Origin of the sequence: Microbacterium sp. NPDC090007 (assembly GCF_044748345.1) — a bacterium.
Classification (GTDB): domain Bacteria; phylum Actinomycetota; class Actinomycetes; order Actinomycetales; family Microbacteriaceae; genus Microbacterium.
In genome coordinates, this window is sequence record NZ_JBIVFV010000001.1 from 1,507,672 (window position 1) to 1,528,542 (window position 20,871).

General features: G+C 71.3%; 18 protein-coding genes. 8 read left to right on the top strand and 10 right to left on the bottom strand.

Features of this window, described 5'->3' with window-relative positions; all coding sequences use genetic code 11:
* Window positions 1–12: 12 nt before the first annotated feature.
* Window positions 13–996, bottom strand: a complete 984-nt coding sequence (locus ACIPVB_RS07060; protein WP_400367805.1) for an asparaginase — start codon at window positions 994–996, stop codon at window positions 13–15.
* 72 nt (window positions 997–1,068) lie between these two features.
* Here ACIPVB_RS07060 and ACIPVB_RS07065 point away from each other — a divergent pair, with 72 nt between their 5' ends.
* On the top strand, window positions 1,069–1,539 hold the full coding sequence (locus ACIPVB_RS07065; RefSeq protein ID WP_400367806.1) for an OsmC family protein: 471 nt from the start codon (window positions 1,069–1,071) through the stop codon (window positions 1,537–1,539).
* A gap of 167 nt (window positions 1,540–1,706) precedes the next feature.
* Window positions 1,707–2,186, top strand: coding sequence for a hypothetical protein (locus ACIPVB_RS07070; RefSeq protein WP_400367807.1), 480 nt, complete (start codon window positions 1,707–1,709; stop codon window positions 2,184–2,186).
* Window positions 2,187–2,300: 114 nt separating this feature from the next.
* Here ACIPVB_RS07070 and glpK read toward each other — a convergent pair whose 3' ends face one another.
* The 3 genes from glpK to ACIPVB_RS07085 form a co-directional block, all read right to left on the bottom strand.
* Complete coding sequence (gene glpK / locus ACIPVB_RS07075; protein WP_400367808.1) at window positions 2,301–3,812, bottom strand: glycerol kinase GlpK; 1,512 nt, start codon at window positions 3,810–3,812, stop codon at window positions 2,301–2,303.
* 78 nt (window positions 3,813–3,890) lie between these two features.
* Window positions 3,891–4,646: an MIP/aquaporin family protein gene (locus ACIPVB_RS07080; protein WP_400367809.1), complete on the bottom strand. Its 756-nt coding sequence runs from the start codon at window positions 4,644–4,646 to the stop codon at window positions 3,891–3,893.
* Between the two features lie 121 nt (window positions 4,647–4,767).
* Window positions 4,768–6,486: an FAD-dependent oxidoreductase gene (locus tag ACIPVB_RS07085; protein WP_400367810.1), complete on the bottom strand. Its 1,719-nt coding sequence runs from the start codon at window positions 6,484–6,486 to the stop codon at window positions 4,768–4,770.
* A 112-nt stretch (window positions 6,487–6,598) separates the two neighbouring features.
* On the opposite strand from ACIPVB_RS07085, the gene ACIPVB_RS07090 reads away from it, so the two are divergent.
* Window positions 6,599–7,564, top strand: coding sequence for a sugar-binding transcriptional regulator (locus tag ACIPVB_RS07090; RefSeq protein WP_400367811.1), 966 nt, complete (start codon window positions 6,599–6,601; stop codon window positions 7,562–7,564).
* 36 nt (window positions 7,565–7,600) lie between these two features.
* On the opposite strand, the gene dhaM is transcribed toward ACIPVB_RS07090, so the two are convergent.
* The 4 genes from dhaM to ACIPVB_RS07110 form a co-directional block, all read right to left on the bottom strand.
* The gene (gene dhaM, locus ACIPVB_RS07095) at window positions 7,601–8,344 is read right to left on the bottom strand and encodes a dihydroxyacetone kinase phosphoryl donor subunit DhaM (RefSeq protein WP_400367812.1); all 744 of its coding nucleotides are present in this window, start codon (window positions 8,342–8,344) and stop codon (window positions 7,601–7,603) included.
* Window positions 8,341–8,976 (bottom strand): dihydroxyacetone kinase subunit DhaL, encoded by a 636-nt coding sequence (gene dhaL / locus ACIPVB_RS07100; protein ID WP_400367813.1) that lies wholly within the window; start codon window positions 8,974–8,976, stop codon window positions 8,341–8,343. Before dhaL ends, dhaM begins: the two co-directional genes overlap by 4 nt.
* Entirely contained in the window at window positions 8,973–9,968 is a 996-nt protein-coding gene (dhaK, locus tag ACIPVB_RS07105; RefSeq protein ID WP_400367814.1) for a dihydroxyacetone kinase subunit DhaK, read from the bottom strand. The genes dhaL and dhaK overlap by 4 nt, the downstream gene beginning before the upstream one ends.
* 94 nt (window positions 9,969–10,062) lie before the next feature.
* A complete protein-coding gene (locus ACIPVB_RS07110; protein ID WP_400368202.1) occupies window positions 10,063–10,764 on the bottom strand; it encodes a lysophospholipid acyltransferase family protein in 702 nt (233 codons plus the stop codon).
* A gap of 123 nt (window positions 10,765–10,887) precedes the next feature.
* Between ACIPVB_RS07110 and ACIPVB_RS07115 the strand changes: the two genes are divergently transcribed.
* Together ACIPVB_RS07115 and dxr are read left to right on the top strand one after the other, a co-directional pair.
* Entirely contained in the window at window positions 10,888–11,898 is a 1,011-nt protein-coding gene (locus tag ACIPVB_RS07115; protein WP_400368204.1) for an FKBP-type peptidyl-prolyl cis-trans isomerase, read from the top strand.
* 9 nt (window positions 11,899–11,907) lie between these two features.
* Entirely contained in the window at window positions 11,908–12,990 is a 1,083-nt protein-coding gene (gene dxr / locus ACIPVB_RS07120) for a 1-deoxy-D-xylulose-5-phosphate reductoisomerase (RefSeq protein ID WP_400367815.1), read from the top strand.
* A gap of 128 nt (window positions 12,991–13,118) precedes the next feature.
* Here the strand turns inward: dxr and ACIPVB_RS07125 are convergent, their stop codons facing one another.
* Window positions 13,119–14,783, bottom strand: a complete 1,665-nt coding sequence (locus tag ACIPVB_RS07125; RefSeq protein ID WP_400367816.1) for a Mur ligase family protein — start codon at window positions 14,781–14,783, stop codon at window positions 13,119–13,121.
* A gap of 87 nt (window positions 14,784–14,870) precedes the next feature.
* On the opposite strand from ACIPVB_RS07125, the gene ACIPVB_RS07130 reads away from it, so the two are divergent.
* Entirely contained in the window at window positions 14,871–16,187 is a 1,317-nt protein-coding gene (locus ACIPVB_RS07130; protein ID WP_400367817.1) for a M50 family metallopeptidase, read from the top strand.
* A 95-nt stretch (window positions 16,188–16,282) separates the two neighbouring features.
* Here ACIPVB_RS07130 and ACIPVB_RS07135 read toward each other — a convergent pair whose 3' ends face one another.
* Window positions 16,283–18,229: a chorismate-binding protein gene (locus tag ACIPVB_RS07135; RefSeq protein ID WP_400367818.1), complete on the bottom strand. Its 1,947-nt coding sequence runs from the start codon at window positions 18,227–18,229 to the stop codon at window positions 16,283–16,285.
* Window positions 18,230–18,443: 214 nt separating this feature from the next.
* Here ACIPVB_RS07135 and ispG point away from each other — a divergent pair, with 214 nt between their 5' ends.
* A complete protein-coding gene (gene ispG / locus ACIPVB_RS07140; protein WP_400367819.1) occupies window positions 18,444–19,595 on the top strand; it encodes a flavodoxin-dependent (E)-4-hydroxy-3-methylbut-2-enyl-diphosphate synthase in 1,152 nt (383 codons plus the stop codon).
* Window positions 19,596–19,655: 60 nt separating this feature from the next.
* On the top strand, window positions 19,656–20,840 hold the full coding sequence (locus ACIPVB_RS07145; protein WP_400367820.1) for a benzoate/H(+) symporter BenE family transporter: 1,185 nt from the start codon (window positions 19,656–19,658) through the stop codon (window positions 20,838–20,840).
* Window positions 20,841–20,871: the final 31 nt, after the last annotated feature.

Below are 20,871 nucleotides of genomic sequence, written 5' to 3' on the forward strand. Positions count from 1 at the left end.
CCGGGGTCGGCGTCAGACCGCGGAGCGGATGGCGCCGACCTCGTGGCCGCCGCCCGAGATCGTCAGCGGGAGCAGCGCGAGGGTGTCCGAGACGTCCTGCGCCGCCAGAGCGCCGGCCCGCTCGAGCAGGCGCAGGGCCACGGCCCACCCCGCGCGGTTGGAGCCGTCGAGCATCTTGAGGGCGACGGTGGTCCCGTCGGGGGCCGTCATGACCTGCACGCCCTCGGCGCCCATCTTGCTGAACACGCCGAGCCGCTCGATGACCACCGTGTCGGGGCGGCCGGGACCGTCGATGGTCCAGGGGTTCTCGCGGACGGCGCGCACGAGGGTACCCGCGCTGCGGTGCAGGGCGAAGGGGGAGCGCTCCGACGACGTCGCGATGCGCTGGATCGCGCGCGCCAATCCCACCAGGCTCATGGCGTACACGGGGGCGCCGCACCCGTCGATCGCGGTCGTGGTCATGCGCTCGCCGACCAGGCGCTCGATGACCTCGCGGATGTGCACCTGCAGCGGGTGCTGCACCTCGAGGTAGCCCTCGGTGGGCCACCCGTTCGCGACGCAGGTCACCAGCATCGCGGCGTGCTTGCCCGAGCAGTTCATGCGCAGCGGGGACGGCGCGGCGTGATCGCGCACCATCTCGTCGCGCGAGGCGGTGTCGGTGGGCCACGCGGCCGGACACCCCAGGGCGTCCTCGGTGAGTCCGGCCGACTGCAGGATGCCGCGCACCACTTCGGCGTGGCGCTCGGTGCCGCAGTGGCTCGCCATCGCGATCGCGAGGCGCTCATCGGCGAGATCGGCGCCGGCCGACAGGCAGGCGAGCGCCTGCAGCGGTTTCATGCTCGAGCGCGGGAGGAAGGGAGCCGTCGCCTCGCCCAGGGTCAGCTTCTCGGTACCGTCGGGGGCGAGCACGATGGCGACGCCGTCGTGGCGTGACTCGACGAAGCCGCTGCGTTCGACGACGGCGAGTTCGACGGAGGCGGGGGGCGTGGCGGGCATCCCTCCATCGTATCCCGGCGACCGTGCGGGCCACCGGCCCGTGCGCGCGCGCGAGAGGGGCAGACTGGGGGGATGAACGGAGAGCACCACTACCGCCTGCGCTCGACCTGGACCGGCGACCGCGGCACCGGCACGAGCGGGTACCGCGACTACGACCGGTCCGTGACGCTGCAGGTGGACGGCAAGCCCGCCCTCGCGGCATCCGCCGACAGGCCCTTCCGCGGCGACCCCGCCAAGTGGAACCCCGAGGAACTGCTGCTCGCCGCGCTCAGCGAGTGCCATCTGCTGTCGTATCTGCACGCGTGCGTCACGACCGGTGTCGTGGTGACCGGATACGAAGACGAGGCGTCGGGGACGCTGCAGGAGGACGGCAACAGCGGGGGAGCGTTCACCGAGGTCGTTCTGCGCCCGCGCGTGAGCGTCGCGGACGAGTCGATGGTGGAGGCCGCCGTCGCCGCCCACCGGAAGGCGCGGGAGTGGTGCTTCATCGCCAACTCCGTGAACTTCCCGGTGCGGCACGAGCCCGTCGTCACCGTCGGGTGATGCGTCGCGGCGGTGCTCTGGGCGGCGGAGGAGACCGCGCGAGGATGACCTGGTTCGAACCGGCTGGCGAAACGGGTGGTGTGATCCGAACGCCGCCGCGCGCGCGGGCACGGTGACGCGGTCCCGATCGAGATCGTGGCCCGCACGTCGCGTCGTACAGTGAGCGCATGCAGCTCGAACCCACCCTGCGCCGCCTCGACAAAATCGCCGGGGGTCGCCAGGCCGATCACCGCGTCGACGTCTCGCCCGAACCCGCGGTGCGCCGCGCCTTCCGTGCCATCACGGTGCTGCTGAGCGCCGGCTTCATGCTGGGGGTCGCCACGGTGGTCGTCGCCCTGGTCATGACGGCGAACGGCGACGACGTCGGTATCGCCGTGTGGATGCGGTGCCTGGTGGTGCTCGCGATCACGACGACGCTGTTCTACTTCCTCTGGCGCGCGCACGCGGGTTGGTACTGGGCCTTCCGACGGTTGCAGCTGTTCAGCCGGATCTTCCCCGTCGTGGCGCTGGTGCTCGCGGCGATCCCCGGTCTGTACCCGTTCTGGGTGGTCACCGAGCAGATCCTGTTCGCGATCCTGCTGATCGGCGTGAGCGACTACCTGCAGTCGGACACCATACGCGCGGCATTCCCCAAGCCGCGGCGCTGAGTCCTCGGCATCCGGATGCCGGTGCCCCTCGACGCGCCCGGGGACCGCAGAGTGCTGGGGACGACGGAACCCCGCCGGCGCGAGGCCGACGGGGTTCCCTGACTCACGTGGGGGTCACTCCACGTCGTCGTCGACCCAGTCCATGGACTTCGTCACGGCCTTCTTCCAGAGGCGGAGCTGGCGGTCGCGTTCGGCGCCGTCCATGTTCGGCTCCCAGCGCTTGTCCTCCTGCCAGTTGGCCCGCAGGTCGTCGAGGTTGTCCCAGAAGCCGACAGCGAGGCCCGCGGCGTACGCGGCACCCAGAGCGGTGGTCTCGGCGACGACCGGACGAACGACCGGGACGCCCAGGATGTCGGCCTGGAACTGCATGAGCGCGTCGTTGGCGGTCATGCCGCCGTCGACCTTGAGCTCGGCGAGGTCGACACCGGAATCGGCGTTGACGGCGTCGAGCACCTCGCGGGACTGGAAGGCCGTCGCCTCCAGCGCCGCGCGCGCGATGTGCCCCTTGTTGACGTAGCGGGTCATCCCGACGATCGCGCCGCGGGCGTCGGGGCGCCAGTACGGTGCGAACAGGCCCGAGAACGCCGGCACGAAGTACACGCCGCCGTTGTCGTCGACGCCCGAGGCGAGCGCCTCGACCTCGGGAGCGGACGAGATGATGCCCAGCTGGTCGCGCAGCCACTGGATGAGTGAACCCGTGACGGCGATCGACCCCTCGAGCGCGTAGCGCGCCGGCTGGTCGCCCAGCTTGTACCCCAGCGTCGTCAGCAGACCGTTCTCGGAGCGGACGATCTCTTCACCCGTCTGGAAGATGAGGAAGTTGCCCGTGCCGTAGGTGTTCTTGCTCTCGCCCGGGTCGAAGGCCGCCTGACCGAAGGTCGCGGCCTGCTGGTCGCCCAGGATGCCCGCGATCGGGGTCTCGCGCAGCAGCGACGAGGACTCGACCGTGCCGTACACCTCGGACGACGAGCGGATCTCGGGCAGCATCGAGGCCGGCACGCCGAAGTCCGCGAGGATGTCCTCGCGCCACGACAGGGTCTCGAGGTCCATGAACAGGGTGCGGCTGGCGTTGGTGACGTCGGTCGCGTGCACGCCGCCGTCGGTGCCGCCGGTGAGGTTCCACAGCACCCACGTGTCGGTCGTGCCGAACAGCAGGTCGCCGGCCTCGGCCTTCTCGCGGGCTCCGTCGACGTTCTCGAGGATCCAGACGATCTTGGTCCCCGAGAAGTAGGTCGCCAGCGGCAGGCCGACGATGCTCTTGTAGCGCTCGGGGTCGCCGTCGGCCAGGCGGTCGACGATCGACTGCGTGCGCGTGTCCTGCCAGACGATGGCGTTGTACACGGGCTTGCCGGTGTTCTTGTCCCAGACCACCGCGGTCTCGCGCTGGTTGGTGATGCCCACGGCGGCGATGTCGTGGCGGGTGATGTCGGCGCGGCTGAGGGCCAGGCCGATCACCTCCTGGGTGTTGCGCCAGATCTCGGCGGGGTCGTGCTCGACCCATCCCGCGCGCGGGAAGATCTGCTCGTGCTCCTTCTGTCCGACGGAGACGACGCTCCCGGACTTGTCGAAGATCATCGCGCGCGTCGAGGTCGTGCCCTGGTCGATGGCGAGGACGTAGTCGGCCATGGATGGACTCCTTTGTCTGTTTCGGTGAATGGTGAAGAGGGAGGATGCGGGGGCGCCGGGTGACGCCCCCGCGCGGGATCAGTTGCCCAGGCCCAGCAGGACCGGCGCCAGCACACCGGCGAGCAGACCGCCGACGAGGGGGCCGGCGACGGGCACCCAGGCGTAGCCCCAGTCGCTCGACCCCTTGCCCTTGATGGGGAGGATCGCGTGCGCGATGCGGGGGCCGAGGTCGCGGGCCGGGTTGATGGCGTAGCCCGTGGGACCGCCGAGCGATGCGCCGATACCGACGACGAGCAGGGCCACCGGAACGGCGGCGAGACCGCCGATGCCGCCGGGGACGCCGATGTCGGCGACGCCGTAGTCGCTGAAGCCGAAGATCACGAACACCAGGACGAAGGTGGCGATGACCTCGGTGAGGAAGTTGAAGCCGTACGAGCGGATCGCCGGACCCGTCGAGAACACGCCCAGCTTGGCGGCGGGATCGGGCTCGTCGTCGAAGTGCTGCTTGTAGGACGCCCAGGCGAGCACGGCACCGATGATGGCACCCACCAGCTGCGCGGCCACGGCGACCAGGAACTGGACGAAGCCGATCTTGGCGGCCACGAGCAGGCCGATCGAGACGGCGGGGTTCAGCTGTGCTCCGGAGTACGCCGAGACGATGACACCGGCGAAGACCGCCAGGCCCCAGCCCCAGTTGACCATCAGCGTTCCGCCGGCGTTGCCCTTGGTCTTGGCGAGGGCGACGTTGGCGACCACACCGCAACCCAACAGGATCAGCATCGCGGTGCCCACCACCTCCGAGAGGAAGTACAGCCCCAGATTCACTTCTTGCATGTCGTCATCGACCTTTCTTCTGACACCCGGACACCTTCGGCTCGGGTGGTGTTGCGGCTCGGTGATCCGAACCTATGGGGCGCGTGCGGGCGTGCAACAGAAGGCACGCCCGCACGTTCTCTCAGATTCGGGCGACCCCCGCCTGTGCGAGGTCCACGCGGTGGGCCGAACGCAGCGTCTCGGCGGTCTCCGCCACCTCGTCGTCGATGCGTGCGGCGTCCCATCCGAGCGGACCGGCGACGGCTTCGGCGACCTCGCGGAGGGTCCGCTCGGTCATCCCGCCCACGAAGGCGAGGTGGGTGCGGCGCAGCAGCACGTCGATCAGGTGCACGACCTGCTCGTTCTCGGCGATCCAGGCGAGCTCCTCGCGGTAGTACCCGGGAGCGTCCGGGACCGGCGTGGGCTCGCCGGGCAGGGCCGCCAGGATCACATCGGCACGGGTGCCGTAGCGCTCCAGCATGGCATCCACCAGCTCCGCCGAGTGCGCATTCGTGCGCGACGAAACCCAGCGTCGACGCTGCTCGGGCGTGGCCGGGAAGCCGGCGCCGCCGCCGATCGACAGGCCCTGCGTGCTCACGCGGTGCGGGCGGCGCAGCTTCTGCAGCGTCTTCATGCTGAGGTGCTCGGCGAGGGCGCGGAAGGTGGTCCACTTGCCGCCGACCAGACTCATCGCCGGGACGCCGGCGATCTCGTCCTCGACGATGCGGTAGTCGCGCGACACGAAACCGGGGGCGGTGTCGTCGTGGCGGGGGAGGGGACGGATGCCGCTGAAGGTGTACACGATCTGCGAGCGGTCGACACCGACGGTGGGGAAGACGTGCCCGATGAGGTCGAAGAAGTACTCGATCTCGTCGTCGGTGCACACGACGGGCTTCGACGGGTCGGCGTCGATGTCGGTGGTGCCCACGAGCACGCGGTCCTTGAGCGGGTAGATCAGGACGATGCGGCCGTCGGAGTGCTCGAAGAAGATCTCGCGGCCACCGGTCGCCGCGAGCAGCTCCGGGTTGTCGAGAACGATGTGCGAGCCCTTCGTGCCGCCCATGAACTGCGTCTGAAGTCCCATGGCCTGGTTGGCGAGATCGGTCCACGGGCCGGCGGTGTTCAGGACGACCTTGGCCCGGACGCTGAACTCCTCGCCCGAGACCTCGTCGCGGACGCGGACGCCGTTCTCGTCGGCACCGACGGCGGAGACGTAGTTGACGGCCTGGGTGCGCCCTGCGCCCGCCTCGATGCCGTCGCGCAGGACGTCGAGGGCGATGCGCTCGGGGTCGTGCATCGATGCGTCGAAGTACGTCGCCGTGTAGGCGAGGTCGTTGTTGAGCTTCGGCAGCTCCGCGAGCGACTTCTTCTTGCCCAGGAACTTGTGACGCGGCACGCTGCCGCCGTCGCGCGAGAAGGTGTCGTACATGATGAGCCCGACCTTGATCAGCAGGGCGCCGCGCTCGTTCGGCTTCCCGCGTCCGTGCGTCACCAGCAGTCGGAACGGGGCGGACAGGATGCCGGAGAACGTCTTGTAGATCGGGATCGTGGTCTCGAGCGGCTTGACGTAGTGCGGGGCCGTCTTGAGCAGGTCGTTGCGCTCGGTGACCGCCTCTTTGACGAGACGGAACTCGCCGTTCTCGAGGTAGCGGATGCCGCCGTGGACCATGTGGCTCGAGGCCGAGGAGGCGCCGGAGACGAAGTCCCCGCGCTCGACGAGGGCGACGCTGACGCCCTGCAGGGCCAGGTCGCGCAGGGTGGCGAGGCCGTTGATGCCTCCACCGATGATGAGGACGTCGAGATCTTCGGCGTCGCGGAGCGCCTGGACGTCGGCGCGGAGCGGAGAAGCGGGGGACGACATGTCGACTGCGACCTTTCGTTGTTGGTACGACGATCAGGATGCGCCTCTCTGCACGTTGTTGCAAGCCCCTTGAACAAACGTGCACAATGGTGTCCATGCAGGAGTATCGACCGTGACGACGGCAGCGGAGGAGCGTTCGCGCGACGCTCTGCGCGCGGCCCAGCTGTACTACATGCAGGACCTCACGATGGATGCCATCGCCCACGAGATGCGCGTCTCGCGCTCGTCGGTGTCGCGCCTGCTGCAGCACGCCCGCGACGTCGGGCTCGTGACGATCTCGATCAGCCCGCCCGACGATGCCCGCGGGCAGATGGCGCAGCGGATCGCCGATCGTTTCGGGATCACCGCGCACGTCGTGCCCACCCCCACCCGCACCTCCGAGGCGGAGCGGCTGGAGCGCACGGCGCTCACGGCCGCGAGAATCCTCGCCGAGCGGGTCGAGTCCTCGATGACCGTGGGGGTCGCCTGGGGGTCCACGCTCTCGGCGGTCGCCCGCCATGTGCCCCTCAAAGACGTGCACGACACGCACATCGTGCAGATGAACGGCGCCGCGAACGTCCGCACCTCCGGCATCCCCTACGCGGGGGAGATCCTCTCCAAGTTCGGCGCGGCATGGTCGTCGTCCGTGCACCAGTTCCCCGTACCGGCGCTCTTCGACGATCCGCGGACCAAACAGGCGATGTGGCGCGAGCGCTCGGTGCGCTCGGTGCTCGAGATCCAGCAACGCGTCGGCCTCTTCGTGTTCGGACTCGGCTCGCCCCACGCCGACGTGCCCTCGCACGTCTACAGCGGCGACTACTTCGACGAGCGCGACCGCGCCGTGATCGAGCGCGAGGGCATCGTCGGCGACTGCGCGACGGTGTTCTACCGCGCCGACGGCTCCAGCGACGTGCCCGAGCTGAACGAGCGCTCCAGCGGGCCGGACCTCGACACCGTCCGGCGCGTCCCGCGGCGCTTCTGCGTGGTCTCGAGCCTGTCGAAGCTCGACGGTCTGCGCGGTGCTCTCGCCGCCGATCTGATCACCGAGCTCGTCGTCGAGGAGTCCCTGGCGCGCCGCCTGCTCAGCGTGACGCGCTGAGCATCGGCCGGACCCCGTGACCCGCGGGCGCGGCCGTCAGCCCTCGCCGAAGCCGTCGTCGATCAGCGCCCGCAACTCGTCGAGCACCTGACGCGCCTGCGGACCCGTGGCGCTGACCCGCACCCGGGCGCCCTGCCGCACCCCCAACGCCATGAGCGCCAGCAGGCTGCGGGCCGAGACCTCGTCCGAGCCCGCATCGACGTCGACGATGCGCACATCGGCGTCGTACCGCGACGCCGCCTTGACGAAGGTCGCCGCGGGCCGCGCGTGCAGACCCGAAGGGTTGACGATCACCGCCTCGAACGAGGCGACGTCGTCATCGGATCCGCCCGTCGTGCCGGTCGCGAGGCGGGGGGATGCCGGGACGCCCGCGTCGTCCGCGTCGCCGAGATGCCGTCGCTTGGACTCGGCGGCCCCGCGCACCTCGGCGGCGACCGCGGCGAGATCGGCGCCGCCGGCCGCGGTCACCACCGCCGCCACCAGGCCCTCGACGAAGGGGGCGGGGCTCAGGGTCACGCGATCCGCATCGGCGATGAACTCGAGGGCCGTCTCGGCGCTCAGGATCGCCGATCCGAGGTCCATGAGCACGAGGACGCCGTCGCCCGCGTCCGCCTCGTCGATCGCCTCGGCGATGGCGACGGCATCCGTCCCCAGATCGCCGTCGGGACCGCCGGCGGCGATCCGCACCCGAGGAGGACTCCCGCCGCCCATCTGCAGGGCCAACTCGACCGCCGCCTCGGCCAGGGCGCGGCTGTGCGAGACGGCGACGATGCCGATCACGCGGCGTCCGCCAGCGTGTCGCGCAGCGCCTCGAGCAGCAGCGTCGCCGACGCGGCGCCCGGATCGAGGTGCCCCGCGCTGCGCTCGCCGAGATAGCTCGCGCGCCCCTTGCGGGCCACGAGCGGTTCGGTCGCATCGCGGCCGCGCGCGGCGGCCTCGGCCGCGGCCCGCGCGGCCGAGGGCGGCCCCTGATCGGCGGCCCCGTCCCACGCATCGAGGGCGGGGGAGAGGGCGTCGATCATGGTCTTGTCGCCCAGCTCCGCCTTGCCGCGGGCGATGACGCCCTCGACGCCGGCACGCAGCGCCGCCCCGAGGGTCGCGGCATCCATCCGCTCGGCGGATGCGAGGGCGGGGCCCATCCGCAGGAAGAGCGTGCCGTAGAGGGGACCGCTCGCCCCGCCCACGGTCGAGACGAGCGTCATCCCGACGGTCTTGAACAGCTCGGCGGCGTTCGCGGGTGCGGGGTCGAGCTTGGCGACGACGGCGTCGAGGCCCCGCGCCATGTTCGAACCGTGGTCGGCGTCCCCGATCTCGGAGTCCAGACGGGTCAACTCGTCCTTGTGGGCGGCGACGGCGTCGCGGAAGCCGTGGATCCAGGAGACGAGATCGTCGGTCGAGACGTCGCCGGTCATGCGCCCCACCGCAGGCCGGGGGTCACGACGGGGGCATCCCACAGGCGGATCATCTCGTCATCGGCCCGGACGACCGTGAGCGAGGCTCCCGCCATGTCGAGGCTGGTGATGTAGTCGCCGACGAGCACGCGCTGCACGTCGACCCCCGCCTCGGCGAGCAGCGGTGCGATCTCGCCCCACAGCAGGTACTGCTCGATCAGGGGCGTGCCGCCCAGCCCCGACAGCAGGACGATCGCCGGACCCGACGCGTCGCCGAAGTCGTGCACGATCGGGTCGACCATCAGCTTCGCGATCTCGTGTGCGGATGCCAGCTTGACCCGCGAGCGGCCGGGTTCGCCGTGGATGCCGACGCCGACCTCCATCTCGTCCTCGGGAAGCTCGAACGTGGGCCGCCCCGCCGCGGGCACGGTGCAGCTGGTCAACGCGACGCCCATGGAGCGCCCGGCCTCGGCGACGCGCCGCGCGAGGGCGGCGACCGCGGCGAGATCGGCGCCCTCCTCGGCGAGGGCGCCCACGATCTTCTCGAGGACGACCGTCGTTCCGGTGCCGCGCCGACCGGCCGTCCACGTGGAGTCCTGCACGGCGACGTCGTCGGCCACCACGACCGATTCGACCTGCACGCCCTCGGCCGCGGCGAGCTCGGCGGCCATCTCGAAGTTGAGCACGTCCCCGGTGTAGTTCTTCACGATGTGCAGCACGCCGGCTCCCGAGTCGACCGCCTGGGTCGCGGCGAGCACCTGGTCGGGGGTGGGCGAGGTGAACACCTCGCCGGCGGCGGCGGCGTCGAGCATGCCCCGCCCGACGAACCCGCCGTGCATGGGCTCGTGTCCCGACCCGCCGCCCGAGACCAGCGCCACCTTGCCCGCGCGCGTGGGCTCTGCGCGCAGGATGACCCGGTTCTCGGCATCCACTCTCAGTTCGGGGTGTGCCGCGCGGATGCCGCGCAGGGCCTCGGCCAGCACGTCTGCCGGGTCGTTGACGAACTTCTTCACGGTGCCTCCTCGTTGTGGCGTCGACGGTTCGGGCCGTCTCCCACGACGATGCTCGCCGGGCCGCCCCGCGTCAAGGGCGGACGGCGTGCCGGGTTCAGAGGCGCTCGTGCGGCAGGACCTGCTTGATGCGCTCGATCGGGTTCTGAGCGGGCGCCTCGTTGTACGCGTGGGCGAGCTCCTGGCCGCTCAGGGCGTGGATGGCCGCCATGATCTCGTCGGTCGCACCGCGTCGGGCGCGCCCCGATGAAGCGGGACCGTGCGGGGAGAGGTCCAGCGGCATGCCGAAGCGGACGGTGACGCGCTCCGTGGTGCTGGGGAACTTCGCGCCCACGGGCATGGCCTTGTCGGTGCCGATCAGCCCCACCGGGACGACCGGGGCGCCGGTCTGCAGGGCGAGGAACGCCACGCCCGTGCGTCCCTTGTACAGGCGACCGTCGAGCGACCGGGTGCCCTCGGGGTAGAGGGCGACCGCGCGCCCGTCCTCCAGCAGCACCCGCTGCTGGTCGAGGGCGTCGAGGGCCTTCTGGCCCGCTCCCCGCTCGACGGGGATCGCGCCGATCGCGGTGAAGAACTGCCGAGACGCCCACTTCTCGAAGTAGGCGGATTTGGCCATGAAGTGCACGGGCCGGGGAGCGGCGACCGGGATGGCGATGGAGTCGATGAACGACAGGTGGTTGCTGGCGAAGATCACCGGCCCGGTCCGGGGGACGTTGTCGCGTCCTTCGATGCGGGGCCGGTAGACGGCGCGGGCCAGGGGGGCGATCAGGAATCGTCCGAGACCGTAGGCCGCGCCCATCTGCTGCGGCTCTGCGGCGGGGGTCTCGGCGGTCGGGTCGGAACTCACCCGACGACTTTACTCGGCGCGGCATTCCCGGGCGTGCATGGGCGGACACCCCCCTCCCAGCCTCGCCAAAGCGTGATGCGCAAAGATGGGAGCTTCCCGATCCCCTTCGAGAGGTCTGCCGTGCGCTTCCGCCCGATCGCTTCCCTGTCCGTCGCCGCCGCCGCGGTGCTGCTGCTCGCGGGCTGCTCAGGCTCTCCCGACCAGGCGCAGACTCCGGATGCCACGGGCTCCGCCGACGCGGACCAGTGCCAGAGCGCGCTCACCGAGGCCCCCGCGCCCGACGGCCTCGAGGTCACGGGCGACTTCTCGACCCAGGTCGAGGTGGCCCTGCCGGCGGGATACGACCCGGCCGATCTGCAGCGCACCACCCTCATCGAGGGCTCCGGTCCGCAGGTCCGCGCGGGCGACGTGCTGAAGGCCAATTACACCCTCATCGACGCCGCCTCCGGCGAGACGCAGCTGAAGTCGCTCGACACCGCTCCCGACGGTATGGACACGCTGATCGCCTCGCAGCAGATCTTCGGAGCTGCGCTCGAGTGCTCCACGATCGGCTCCCGCACGGTGTCGTCGTTCCCCGCGGGCACGCTCGGTGAGGGGTCGCCCGCGTTCGTCCTCGTCGCGGATGCCATCTCGGAGCAGCCCACGCGCGCCGAGGGCGCCGAGGTCGCTCCGGTCGAGGGCCTTCCCACCGTCACCTTCGACGACCAGGGCGCCCCCACCATCACCATGCCCTCGACCCCGGCTCCCACCGAGGTGCGCATCGAGAACCTGCGCCAGGGCGCCGGCGACGTCGTCAACCCCGGCGACCAGGTGATCGTGCAGTACACCGGCGCCCTGTACGACGGCGGCACCGTGTTCGACTCCAGCTGGGAGCGGGGCACGCCCGCGCAGTTCGTCACCAACCAGGTGGTGGACGGCTTCCGCCAGGCCCTCGAGGGCCAGACCGTGGGGTCGCAGGTGCTCGTGGTCATCCCGCCTGCACAAGGCTACGGCGACCAGGCGCAGGGTGAGATCCCGGCGAACTCCACGCTCGTCTTCGTGGTCGACATCCTCGGCGTCCAGCACGCCACCGCACCCGCTCAGTAGGCTGACGGCATGCGCCGCGTCCTCATCCTCGGTTCCACCGGTTCGATCGGGACGCAGGCGCTCGACGTCATCCGCGCCAATCCGGACCGATTCGAGGTCGTCGGACTGGCGGCCGGTTCCGACCGCGCCGGTGTCGAGGCGCAGGCCGCCGCGTTCGGGGTGGAGCACGTCGCCCTCGGCGCGGTCGAGGCGGAACAGCTCGTCCGCGATGTCGACGCCGACGTGGTGCTGAACGGCATCACGGGGTCGGTGGGCTTAGGCCCGACGGTCGCCGCCCTCGAAGAGGGCCGCACCCTCGCCCTCGCCAACAAGGAGTCGTTGATCGTCGGCGGGGCGCTCGTGACGGCGCTCGCCGCTCCGGGGCAGATCGTGCCGGTCGACTCAGAGCACTCGGCCATCGCGCAGGCGCTGCGCTCGGGCGCGGCGAGCGAGGTGCGGCGGCTCGTGCTCACGGCATCCGGGGGGCCCTTCCGTGGACGCTCGCGCGCCGAGCTCTCCGAGGTGACACCCGCGCAGGCGCTCGCCCACCCCACCTGGGACATGGGGCGCGTCGTCACCACCAACTCGGCGACCCTGGTCAACAAGGGCCTCGAGGTCATCGAGGCGCACCTGCTGTTCGACGTGGCGTACGACCGCATCGACGTCACCGTGCATCCGCAGTCGATCGTGCACTCCATGGTCGAATACGTCGACGGCTCGACCATCGCCCAGGCCTCGCCCCCCGACATGCGGCTGCCGATCTCGCTGGGGCTGGACTGGCCGCATCGCATCGGCGGTGTCGGCGCACCCCTGGACTGGACGCGCGCCGCGCAGTGGACTTTCGAGCCCCTCGACGAAGAGGCGTTCGGCTCGGTCGCGCTGGCCAAGCGCGTCGGGCGCGCCGGAGCCACCTATCCCGCGGTGTTCAACGCGGCGAACGAGCAGGCCGTCGATGCGTTCCACGAAGGACGCCTGCGCTTCCTCGAGATCGTCGAGCTCATCGAGCGGGTGGTCGACCGCCACGAGCCGCCCGCGTCGCTCACCCGGGAGTCGCTCGCCGAGGCCGAGGCCTGGGCGCGTCGCACGGCCGACGAGATCATCGCCTCGCGCTGAGGGCGCGTGAGCGCCGCACACCTCCTGCAAGAGCGTCGCTGACCGCGGTTCTCGCGGCGTTCGGTGCGGATGCGCAGGAGTTGTGCAGCGCCGGCGACGGGAGGCCCGATCCGTCACCGACCCCGCCGTCAGGCGGGGAACTCGACCGGACGCTCGGGGTCGGACGACGGGGTGGCGTCGACCGGATACGGCACGGGCCACTGCGGGTCGGGCACGGCCCACCCGGCGGCGCGCAACGCGCGGCGCGAGAGCTCGCGTGCCGAGTAGGGCGTGCGCACGCCGCGGATGTCGCGGTAGTCCTGGTGCCCCGGCCCGGCCCACAGGATGGCGTCGCCCTCGCCGACCAGCTTGACGGCTTCGAGGATGGCGCGCTCGGGCGGAGTGAACTCGTGGATCTCGGCGTCGGGCCGGGCACGGCGGGCGCCCTCGACGAGGACCGCGCGGATGGCATCCGGATCCTCGTGACGCGGGTGGTGGTCGGTGACGACCAGGATGTCGCTGCCCTCGACGGCGGTGCGTCCCATGTCGAGGCGCTTCGTGGCGTCGCGGTCGCCGTCCGCGCCGAACACCATGACCACCTTGCCGGGGGTCACGCGGCGCACGGCCGCGAGCGTCTTCTCGAACGCGTCGGGGGAGTGGCCGAAATCCACGTAGACGGCGGGGCCGTCGGGGCCTGACACGAGCTGCGTGCGCCCCGGCAGAGAGGCGTCGATGCGTTCTGCGTCGAGCGTGCTGTACAGGTGCTCCCAGGTGTAGCCCGCCTCGAGCAGCATCACGATGGCGAGACCCGCGTTGGCGGCCATGTGACGGCCGATGACCGGGACGACGGTCGTGAGCGAACGCCCCTTGCCGTCGGACAGGGTGAACGCGGTCCCCTCTTGGCGCTCGTCGACGATGTCGACGATCCAGTCGGCGGATGCCGCGGCCGCGGCGTCTTCGGCGATCGCGGGCGTCGCGATGGTGACGACGGGGATCTCGGCGCGCGCGGCGATCTCGATCCCCGCCGCGGTGTCGAGGCACACCACGCCGCGTCGCGCGCGGTCGGGCCGGAACAACGGCAACTTCGCCTCGAAGTACTCGCGCATGTCGGCGTAATCGTCGAGGTGGTCGTGCGTGAGGTTGGTGAACCCGGCGACGTCGAAGACCAGGCCGTCGACGCGGTGACGCGTGAGCGCCTGCGCGCTGACCTCGACCGCGACGGCTTCGACCCCGCGTTCGCGCATCAGCGCGAGCAGGGCGTGGAACTCGGACGCCTCGGGGGTCGTCAGGCGCGACACGATCACCTCGCCCGCGATGTGCCGCTCGGCCGTCGACGACAGTCCCGTGACGACGCCCAGCTGATCGAGGATGCCCTCGAGCAGGTGCGACACGCTGGTCTTGCCGTTGGTGCCGGTGGTGGCGAGCAGGCGGGGCAGGTCGTCGTGCAGCCCGGTGCCGTACACCCAGGCCGACAGATCGCCCAGCAGTGCGCGGGGATCGTCGACCACGACGATCGGCAGACCCGTGGATGCCGCGATCGCGGCGCCGTCCTCGTCGGTGATGACCGCGACGGCCCCCCGCTGGGCCGCGGTCGCGGCGAACTCGGCACCGTGGCGGTTGACGCCGCGGATGGCGACGAACGCCTCTCCTTCGCGCAGATCGGCGGTCGCCAGCGTGAGGCCGGTCAGGGTGGTGCCCTCGACGTCACCCAATGCGCGCGCGCCGAAGAGGCGGGCGAGTTCGGCGAGGTCGCGGCGGGGAGGCCGCTCCGGTCGGAGCACGGGCGGGAGGTTCGAGGCAGCGTCGGTCGACATCGCCTCCATTGTCTCATCCGGCATCCCACAGACTTCGCATCGCGGCCGCACGGGTCGTTCAAAGCTCGGCGGCGGTATCGTCAGCGGGTGACCGCGATCGCCTTCCTCATCGGCGTGCTCGTGCTCGTGATCGGCCTGGCCATCTCGATCGCACTGCACGAGATCGGGCACCTGCTGCCCGCGAAGCTGTTCGGCGTGCGCGTCGGTCAGTACATGATCGGGTTTGGCCCGACGCTCTGGTCCAAGCGCATCGGCGAGACCGAATACGGCTTCAAGGCGCTGCCGCTGGGCGGTTTCATCTCGATGGCCGGCATGTACCCGCCGGCGCCGGACGACGCCGAAACCGGGAAGAAGCGCTCCCGCTTCTTCGCCACGATGGTGCAGGACGCCCGCGACGCCAACGCCGAGACGCTCATCGCCGCGGATGACCGCGTCTTCTACAAGCTGCCGGTCTTCAAGCGCGTCATCGTCATGCTCGGCGGCCCGGTGATGAACCTGGTGCTGGCGGTCGTCCTCTTCGCGATCGCCCTGAGCGGCATCGGCGTGCAGACGGCGACCACCACGGTCGCCTCGGTGAGCGAGTGCGTGATCCCCGCGAGTCAGCAGCGCGACGCGTGCACGACGGCCGATCCGGTCGCCCCGGCCGCGGCCGCCGGCATCCAGCCCGGAGACCGGCTGGTGTCGATCGACGGCACTGCGGTCGCGACGTTCGCCGACGCGGCGGCCATCATCCAGCGCTCACCGGGACAACGGCTGTCGGTCGTCATCGATCGCGACGGCACGCCGCAGACGGTGCAGTTCACCCCGCAGAGCACCGATCGCGCCGTGTCCGACGATCGTGGACGCACGGTGACCGATGCGACCGGCGCACCCGAATACGAGACGGTCGGCTTTGCGGGGCTCCGCGCGCAGGAGGCGCTCGTGCCGCAGCCGCTGACGACCAGCGTCGAGGCGACGGGTCAGTACATCGGCACCGTCGCGCAGATCATGGCGCAGCTGCCCGTGCGCATCTACGACGCGGCCGCCGACACCCTGAGCGGGCAGCCGCGCGACGAGAACAGCCCCATGAGCGTGGTCGGCGCCGGTCGCATGGCGGGGGAGATCGCGGCCGTGGACGCCCCCATCCTGGCCCGCGTGCAATCGATCATCGCCCTGCTGGCCGGGCTGAACGTGGCCCTGTTCGTGTTCAACCTCATCCCACTGCTGCCGCTGGACGGCGGACACGTGGTCGTGGCGCTGTGGGACGGCATCAAGCGCCTGGTCGCCCGCCTGCGCGGCACGGTGGCGCGGCCGGTCGACGCCACCAAGCTCGTGCCCGTGACTTTCGTCGTCGTGGTGCTGCTGGTGGGCATGGGCGGCGTGCTGTTCCTCGCCGACATCTTCAACCCCGTGCAGCTGCTGTAACGCGCGGGACGCGGGGGCTGCGACGGGCTCCGCCATCGTGCGCGACCGAGGTCCCGAGCCCGTCGAGGGCCGGGCGCCGCACCGGACCCGCGGCGTCAGAGCGCGTGGGCGATCAGCCGCTCGAGCGTGCGCATCCCGTCGCGCGACAGGATCGATTCGAGGTGCCCCTGCACGCTCGCGACCGCCGGGCCCCGCAGGGCGTACACGTCGCCGGTCTCGGCATCCGCGGCCACCTCGACCGGGATGTCGCGCGCCGGCGCCGAAAACCCGTCGCCGACCGAGAGCCCCCGGCCGGTGGTCCCGGGCGCGACGCGCGCGGTGAAGGTGTTGTAGAAGCCGATCGACGCCGCCTCGCCGAACACGTCGACGCTCTTCTGCAGGCCCTGGTGCGGCTGCGCGAGCGGTGCCAGGTCGATGCCCAGCTGATCGGCGAGGATCTGGTGGCTGAGACACACCGCCAGGAGGGGAGCGCCCGTGTGCAGGCGCCGCGACACGACGCGACGCATCGCGGCGATGCGCGCGCTGTCGTCGTCGCGCGGGTCGCCGGGACCGGGGCCCGAGACGACCAGGTCGGCGGCATCCAGCTCGGTGTCCGTCACTCGCGACCAGTGCACGATCCTCGCATCGAGGCCGAGGTGGCGCAGCTGGTGCGCCAGCATGGTGGTGAAACGATCCTCGGCATCCACGACCAGGGCCGTGCGCCCGGCGAAGGGACCCATCTCATCCGGGTCCTGCGGGTTCATCCAGAACGGGGCGAGTCGATCGTTGCGGGATGCCAGCAGCTCGGCGATCGCGGGATCCTCGGCCAGCGGCCGCCGCGCTCCGGCCGGGGCGTCGGGGTCGGCGTCGGCGGGGGCGGTGGGCACGTCGCGGGGGATCGCCCCGATCGCGCCGAGCACGCCCGCGGCTTTGCCGTGGGTCTCGCCGACCTCGCCGTACGGGTCGGAGTGGCGCACGAGGGTCGCACCGACCGGAACGCGCAGGCGCCCGTCGACGAGGTAGGCGGTGCGGATGAGGATCGGGGCGTCCAGGTCGTGGGTCGGCCCATCGGTCGCCCCGTTCGGGGTGAACAGCGCGGCGACACCGGAATAGTAGCCGCGCGGCGCGGTCTCGTGGCGCGCGATGACGGTACACGCGTTCTGCATGGGCGAGCCGGTGACGGTGGGGGCGAACATCGTCTCGCGCAGGATGTCGCGCGGGTCGAGGTCGCTGCGACCGCGCAGCATGTATTCGGTGTGGGTCAGCCGCGACATCTCTTTGAGGTGCGGCCCGGTGATGCGTCCGCCGTCGGTGCAGACGGCGCTCATCATCTTCAGCTCCTCGTCGACGACCATGAAGAGCTCCTCGGTCTCTTTGGTCGAGCGCAGGAACTCCGCGAGCGTGTCGGCGGTGGCGCCGCCCGCCGGGTGACGGAAGGTGCCCGAGATCGGGTTCATCGTGACGATGCCGTCCTGGGCGCTCACGTGCGCCTCGGGGCTCGCGCCGACGGCGATGTGCCCCTCGGTGACGACGGCGAAAGTCCAGTAGGCGCCCTTCTCGTGCGCGAGCAGCGCGCGGAACCACGTCAGCGCGGCTTCGCGGGGGTCGGCGGCGACACCCGCGACGAAATCGCGGCGGATGACGAAGTTCGCCCCCTCTCCACGACCGATCTCGTCGGCGATGACCCGGCGGACGATGTCGGCGTACTCCTCGTCGGCGATGTCGAAACCGGCTCCCTCGAGCTCCACGGGGGAGGAGGGGAGGGATGCCATGACCTCCGCCCGCGGCAGCACGTTGCGCTCGCCGATGACCAGGCATCGCAGCGGCGCCCCGTCGTCGTGGCAGACGAAGCCGCGCTCGCGGACCTGTCGGAACGGCACGAGTGCGAGCACCTCGCGCGGGACGCCCGCGGCGTCCAGCAGGGGGATGTCGGCCAGCAGATCCACGTCGACGACGTCGCCGGTGAGCACCTCGACGGTGTCGAGGTCTCGCGCGATCAGGGCGAACGGGGCGTCGCCGGTCAGGAGGTCGTGCAGGAGGGAGGAGGGGTCGGGCCCGGTCATCGAAGTACTTCCGTCTGTGAGCGAGGGTCCTACGCGGCCGCCGAGAACACGAAGACCGCCCGGATCCCGAGGGAGGGCGGTCTGTCGCACGCGTGCACACCGCCTAGACGGTGGGCCACCACTTGCAGGACGCGCGCATGGCGCCGAATTTATCACAGCGAGCATTCGCGGCCGGTTCGGACTCCGTTCAGCGCGGGCGGCGTAGGCTGAGCCCGTGCCTGCTGTGAATCTCGGAATGCCCCGCGTGCCGGAGGTCCTCGCGCCTCGTCGCAAGACCCGCCAGATCAAGGTGGGCAAGGTCCTCGTCGGCGGCGACGCCCCGGTGAGCGTCCAGTCGATGACGACGACGCCCACGACCAACATCAACGCGACCCTCCAGCAGATCGCCGAGCTCACGGCATCCGGGTGCGAGATCGTGCGCGTCGCCGTGCCCTCGCAGGACGACGCCGACGTGCTCCACATCATCGCCAAGAAGAGCCAGATCCCGGTCATCGCCGACATCCACTTCCAGCCGAAGTACGTCTTCCAGGCCATCGACGCGGGGTGCGGCGCGGTACGCGTGAACCCCGGCAACATCCGCAAGTTCGACGACCAGGTCGGCGCGATCGCCAAGGCCGCGAAGGCGGCGGGCGTGTCGCTGCGTATCGGCGTGAACGCGGGTTCGCTCGACCGCCGCCTGCTCGAGAAGTACGGCAAGGCCACCCCCGAGGCGCTCATGGAGAGCGCGGTCTGGGAGGCCTCGCTGTTCGAGGAGCACGACTTCCACGACTTCAAGATCTCGGTCAAGCACAACGACCCGGTCGTCATGGTCAAGGCGTACCGCCTGCTCGCGGAGCGGGGCGACTGGCCCCTGCACCTCGGCGTGACCGAGGCCGGCCCCGCGTTCCAGGGCACCATCAAGAGCGCCACGGCGTTCGGCATCCTGCTGTCCGAGGGCATCGGCGACACCATCCGCGTGTCGCTGTCGGCGCCGCCGGCCGAAGAGGTCAAAGTCGGCCACCAGATCCTGCAGTCGCTGAACCTGCGCGAACGCAAGCTCGAGATCGTCTCGTGCCCCTCGTGCGGCCGCGCGCAGGTGGACGTGTACTCGCTCGCCGACAACGTCACCGAGGGCCTGAAAGACATGACCGTGCCGCTGCGCGTGGCCGTCATGGGCTGCGTCGTGAACGGCCCCGGCGAGGCGCGCGACGCCGATCTGGGCGTCGCGTCGGGCAACGGCAAGGGGCAGATCTTCGTCAAGGGCCAGGTCATCAAGACCGTGCCCGAGGCCGAGATCGTGCAGACCCTGATCGAAGAGGCCAACCGCCTCGCCGACGAGATGGGCCCCGACGCGGCCACCGGCACCGCCCAGGTCATCACGGCCTGACGCCCGCGCGCATCGTGGCGCCCGGAGACCGGGCGGCCGTCCGATAGCGTCGGAGGTCACATGACCGCATCGTCCGACGCCACGCTCGCTCGTCCGCTGACCGCGGGGGTGGTCACCGCCCTCGTCGGCTTCACGAGCACCTTCGCCGTGGTGCTGACCGGTCTGCGCGCGGTGGGCGCCACCGCCGAACAGGCCGCGAGCGGCCTGCTCGCCATCACCCTCGCGGTGGGGATCGGCTGCATCGTGCTGGCCGGGCGCTCCCGCATCCCGATCACGGTCGCCTGGTCCACGCCCGGAGTGGCGCTGCTCGCGGCGACGGGAGCGGTCGAGGGCGGGTGGCCGGCGGTGGTCGGCGGGTTCCTCGTGACGGCCGCGCTGATCCTGTGCACCGCGCTCTTCCCCCCGCTCGGGGCGCTCATCGCGCGCATCCCGCCGTCGATCGCCCAGGCCATGCTCGCCGGGGTCCTGCTGCCCCTGTGCGTGGCGCCGTTCGTCGGGCTCGTCGACGACCCCTGGGGCGTGGCGCCCGTCCTCGTGGTGTGGCTGGTGGCATCCCGTCTGCTGCCCCGCTGGGCGGTGCCTCTCGCATTCGTCGCCGCGATCGCGGTCGTCGCGATCGAGCTGGCCCGCTCGGGTGCACGGATGGATGCCGCGACCCTGCTGCCGCGCCTGGAGTTCACCGTGCCCGCGCTCAGCGTCGGCTCCGTGATCGGCATCGCCCTGCCGCTGTTCGTGGTGACCATGGCCTCGCAGAACGTCCCCGGGGTCGCGGTGATGAAGAGCCTCGGCTACACCGTGCCCTGGCGACCCGCGATGGTCGTGACCGGTCTGGGGTCGGCGGCGGCGGCGGGGTTCGGCGGCCACGTGATGAACCTCGGCGCCATCACCGCGGCCATCGCCGCCGGTCCCGACGCGCACCCCGACCCGAGAAGGCGCTGGGTCGCCGGGCTGTCCGCCGGGGCGACCTACCTGGTGCTCGGTGCGCTCTCGGCCGCGTTCGCGGCGATCGTACTGCTCGCCCCGGCCGGGGTGATCCCCGCCGTCGCCGGCGTCGCCCTGTTCGGTGCTTTCGGGGCGGCGGTGCAGCAGGCGATCGACGATCCGGGCGAGCGGGTGCCGGCCGTGGTGACGTTCCTGGTCGCGGCATCCGGTATCGCGGTGTTCGGGGTGAGCGCGGCGTTCTGGGCTCTGGTGGCGGGACTGCTGGTGCGGGGCGTGCTGCATCTGGGGCGCCGCGCGGGCTGACTCCCCGCCGGGCGGCACCGATGCCGCGGTC

Excerpts from the sequence above, each read along its gene's own strand:
- ACIPVB_RS07085 (WP_400367810.1), bottom strand. The coding sequence starts at position 6,486 with ATGTCGTCCCCCGCTTCTCCGCTCCGCGCCGACGTCCAGGCGCTCCGC.
- ACIPVB_RS07115 (WP_400368204.1), top strand. The coding sequence starts at position 10,888 with ATGCGCAAAGATGGGAGCTTCCCGATCCCCTTCGAGAGGTCTGCCGTG.
- dhaL (WP_400367813.1), bottom strand. The coding sequence starts at position 8,976 with ATGACCGGCGACGTCTCGACCGACGATCTCGTCTCCTGGATCCACGGC.
- ACIPVB_RS07125 (WP_400367816.1), bottom strand. The coding sequence starts at position 14,783 with ATGTCGACCGACGCTGCCTCGAACCTCCCGCCCGTGCTCCGACCGGAG.
- ACIPVB_RS07065 (WP_400367806.1), top strand. The coding sequence starts at position 1,069 with ATGAACGGAGAGCACCACTACCGCCTGCGCTCGACCTGGACCGGCGAC.
- ACIPVB_RS07080 (WP_400367809.1), bottom strand. The coding sequence starts at position 4,646 with ATGCAAGAAGTGAATCTGGGGCTGTACTTCCTCTCGGAGGTGGTGGGC.
- ACIPVB_RS07145 (WP_400367820.1), top strand. The coding sequence starts at position 19,656 with ATGACCGCATCGTCCGACGCCACGCTCGCTCGTCCGCTGACCGCGGGG.
- ACIPVB_RS07070 (WP_400367807.1), top strand. The coding sequence starts at position 1,707 with ATGCAGCTCGAACCCACCCTGCGCCGCCTCGACAAAATCGCCGGGGGT.
- glpK (WP_400367808.1), bottom strand. The coding sequence starts at position 3,812 with ATGGCCGACTACGTCCTCGCCATCGACCAGGGCACGACCTCGACGCGC.
- ACIPVB_RS07060 (WP_400367805.1), bottom strand. The coding sequence starts at position 996 with ATGCCCGCCACGCCCCCCGCCTCCGTCGAACTCGCCGTCGTCGAACGC.
- ACIPVB_RS07110 (WP_400368202.1), bottom strand. The coding sequence starts at position 10,764 with ATGGGCGCGGCCTACGGTCTCGGACGATTCCTGATCGCCCCCCTGGCC.
- ACIPVB_RS07135 (WP_400367818.1), bottom strand. The coding sequence starts at position 18,229 with ATGACCGGGCCCGACCCCTCCTCCCTCCTGCACGACCTCCTGACCGGC.
- dxr (WP_400367815.1), top strand. The coding sequence starts at position 11,908 with ATGCGCCGCGTCCTCATCCTCGGTTCCACCGGTTCGATCGGGACGCAG.